General features: G+C 66.2%; 3 protein-coding genes. All 3 read left to right on the forward strand.

The window, feature by feature from the left end:
- The first annotated feature begins 85 nt into the window (after positions 1–85).
- Genes tnpA through tnpC form a run of 3 tightly spaced genes read left to right on the forward strand, consistent with a single transcriptional unit; the run spans position 86 to position 2,448 of the window.
- On the forward strand, positions 86–496 hold the full coding sequence (gene tnpA, locus IQ782_RS29435; protein WP_076623780.1) for an IS66-like element accessory protein TnpA: 411 nt from the start codon (positions 86–88) through the stop codon (positions 494–496).
- On the forward strand, positions 490–843 hold the full coding sequence (tnpB, locus tag IQ782_RS29440; protein WP_076623781.1) for an IS66 family insertion sequence element accessory protein TnpB: 354 nt from the start codon (positions 490–492) through the stop codon (positions 841–843). Before tnpA ends, tnpB begins: the two co-directional genes overlap by 7 nt.
- A gap of 54 nt (positions 844–897) precedes the next feature.
- Positions 898–2,448 carry an IS66 family transposase gene (gene tnpC, locus IQ782_RS29445; RefSeq protein ID WP_194138215.1) on the forward strand — a complete coding sequence of 517 codons (1,551 nt, stop codon included), beginning with the start codon at positions 898–900 and terminating at the stop codon, positions 2,446–2,448.
- Positions 2,449–2,476 lie beyond the last annotated feature (28 nt).

Consider the following 2,476-nt stretch of genomic DNA (forward strand, 5'->3'; position numbering starts at 1 on the left):
GTAAACGCTGTCGCCGCCCCACATTGCCGACGGGATCAGCCATTGCGAGTTGATACGCATCCAAAGAGAAGGAGTGCGTTTCGCAATGTTCGCAAAGAGTTCGTTTCTCACGGCGCTTGGTGTTGAAGTCTTCGCTTCCGGCCAGAGGCGTTGGCCGGATCACGTTAAGGCGCAGGCGGTGGCCGAGACGCTGGAGCCCGGGGCGACGGTGTCGGGTGTCGCGGCGCGCTACGAGATCATGCCGAGCCAGCTGACGGCGTGGCGGCGGCTGGCCAAGGAGGGCAAGCTCGTCTTGCCCGCGGTGGAGGTCAACGAAGCAGTCTTCGCACCTCTGGTGGTCTGCGACGAGATCACGGCGGCCTCTGAGGCTGAGCCGCCAAGCGCCGGGACGCCGATCAGGATTGTGCGGGGTACGGTCATCATCGAACTCGCGAAGGATGCGCCCGCCGCCCGGATCGCCGAGATCGTCCACGCCTTGGAGGCGCATCCATGTTGATGCCCTCGCAGGGTGTGCGGATCCTGGTGGCGACGAAGCCGGTCGACTTCCGCAAAGGCCATGATGGCCTCGCGGCGCTGGTGCAGTCGATGCTGGCCGAGGACCCGTTCACTGGCACGGTCTTCGTGTTCCGCTCGAAGCGCGCCGACCGGTTGAAGATCCTGTTCTGGGACGGCAGTGGTTTGGTCATGGCCTACAAGCGGCTTGAGGAAAGCACATTCACCTGGCCTTCGATCCGTGACGGGGCCATGACCCTGAACCGCGCACAGTTCGAGGCCATGTTCGCCGGCCTGGACTGGCGCCGGGTGCGGTCACTGGAGGTCCGCCGTCCGGCTGTGGCAGAGTGACTCACCGCGCTGAATAGCCGGACATCGGCACCCCGGGCGCAGTATCATCCGCCCATGTCCAGCGCCCCGCCCATCGACCTGTCCGCGATCCCCGAGAGCCAGCGCGCCGCCGTGCTGGCGCTGTTGCAGGAGAACGGCGCGCTGAAGGACGCCAACCGGCGGCTGGAGCATCTCGTCGCTGAACTGAACCATGTCGTGCATGGCAAACGCTCCGAGAAGCTGAGCGAGGACGACCGGCAACTGGCCTTCGAAGACCTGGAAACAGCTGTCGCCGAGGTCGAGACCCGCAAGGAGCAGGCCGCGCCGTCTACCACGACGCCGCGCCGGACGCGTCAGCGCAACCTTGGCCATTTGCCCGCGGGCTTGCCGCGTATCGAACGGGTCCTCGAGTCGACCAGCCTCGATTGCCCCTGCGGTTGCGGCCGGATGCACCGGATCGGCGAGGACCGCACCGAGCGCCTGGACATCGTGCCTGCGCAGCTCCGCGTGCTGGTCGACATCCGGCCGAAGTATGCCTGCCGCATCTGTTCGGATGGCGTCACTCAGGCACCTGCCGCGCCCTGGCTGATTGAAGGCGGTCTTCCAACTGAGGGTGCCATTACACATGTGTTGGTCTCGAAGTTCGCGGACCACCTGCCATTTTACAGGCAGAGCCAGATCCTGGCGCGCTCCGGCATCCAGGTCGACCGCAGCACACTGGCGGACTGGGCCGGCACTGCAGCCTTCCATCTTGGCCCCGTGGTCGATCGGCTAACCGAGCATCTCAAATCCTCGGGCAAACTGTTCATGGACGAGACCACGGCCCCGGTGCTGGATCCAGGCCGAGGGCGAACCAAGACAGGATACTTCTGGGCGCTTGCCCGAGATGACCGCGGATGGGGCGGAGAAGACCCGCCCGGTGTCGTGTTCACCTACCATCCCAGCCGCGCCGGGGCGCATGCAGAGCAGATCCTCCAGGGCTTCGACGGCACCCTCCAGCTCGACGGCTACACCGGTTACGACCGCCTCACACGCACGTCCCGCAAGGGCGGCGCGCCGATCACGGTTGCCCACTGCTGGGCACACGCTCGCCGCAAGCTGAAGGAAGTCTTCGACCGGGATGGATCCGAGATCGCTGCCGAGGGGCTGCGCCGCATTGCCGAGCTCTACCGCATCGAGGCCGAGATCCGCGGCATGGGCCCGGGCCAACGCCTGTCGGCCCGCCAGACCCGCAGCGTGCCCCTCGTGGCCGAGTTCGGTGATTGGCTGCAGGCACAGCGCCTGCGTATCTCGGCCAAGTCGCGCCTGGGCGAAAAGCTGACCTACATCCATCGCCAGTGGGGCGGCCTGCAGACCTTCCTTCTCGACGGCCGCGTCGAGATCGACTCCAATGCCGTCGAGAACCTGATCCGCCCGATTGCGCTCACGCGGAAGAATGCTCTCTTCGCCGGCCACGACGAGGGTGGCCGCACCTGGGCCCGCATCGCCTCCCTGATCGCCACCGCGAAGATCAACGGCGTCGAGCCCTTCGCCTACATCAAGGCGACCCTCGAAGCCATCGCCGCCGGTCACCCCGCCAGCAGGATCGACGAGCTCCTGCCATGGAACTTCAACCCGTCAAGCTGAACAGGCGTGCCGCGGTGACAGCGCTTAC

The organism is Salipiger mangrovisoli, assembly GCF_015223355.1.
Taxonomy (GTDB): Bacteria; Pseudomonadota; Alphaproteobacteria; order Rhodobacterales; family Rhodobacteraceae; genus Salipiger; species Salipiger mangrovisoli.

Bases quoted from the DNA above. Each gene is read 5' to 3' on its own strand.
- tnpA (WP_076623780.1), top strand. From the start codon at position 86: ATGTTCGCAAAGAGTTCGTTTCTCACGGCGCTTGGTGTTGAAGTCTTC.
- tnpB (WP_076623781.1), top strand. From the start codon at position 490: ATGTTGATGCCCTCGCAGGGTGTGCGGATCCTGGTGGCGACGAAGCCG.
- tnpC (WP_194138215.1), top strand. From the start codon at position 898: ATGTCCAGCGCCCCGCCCATCGACCTGTCCGCGATCCCCGAGAGCCAG.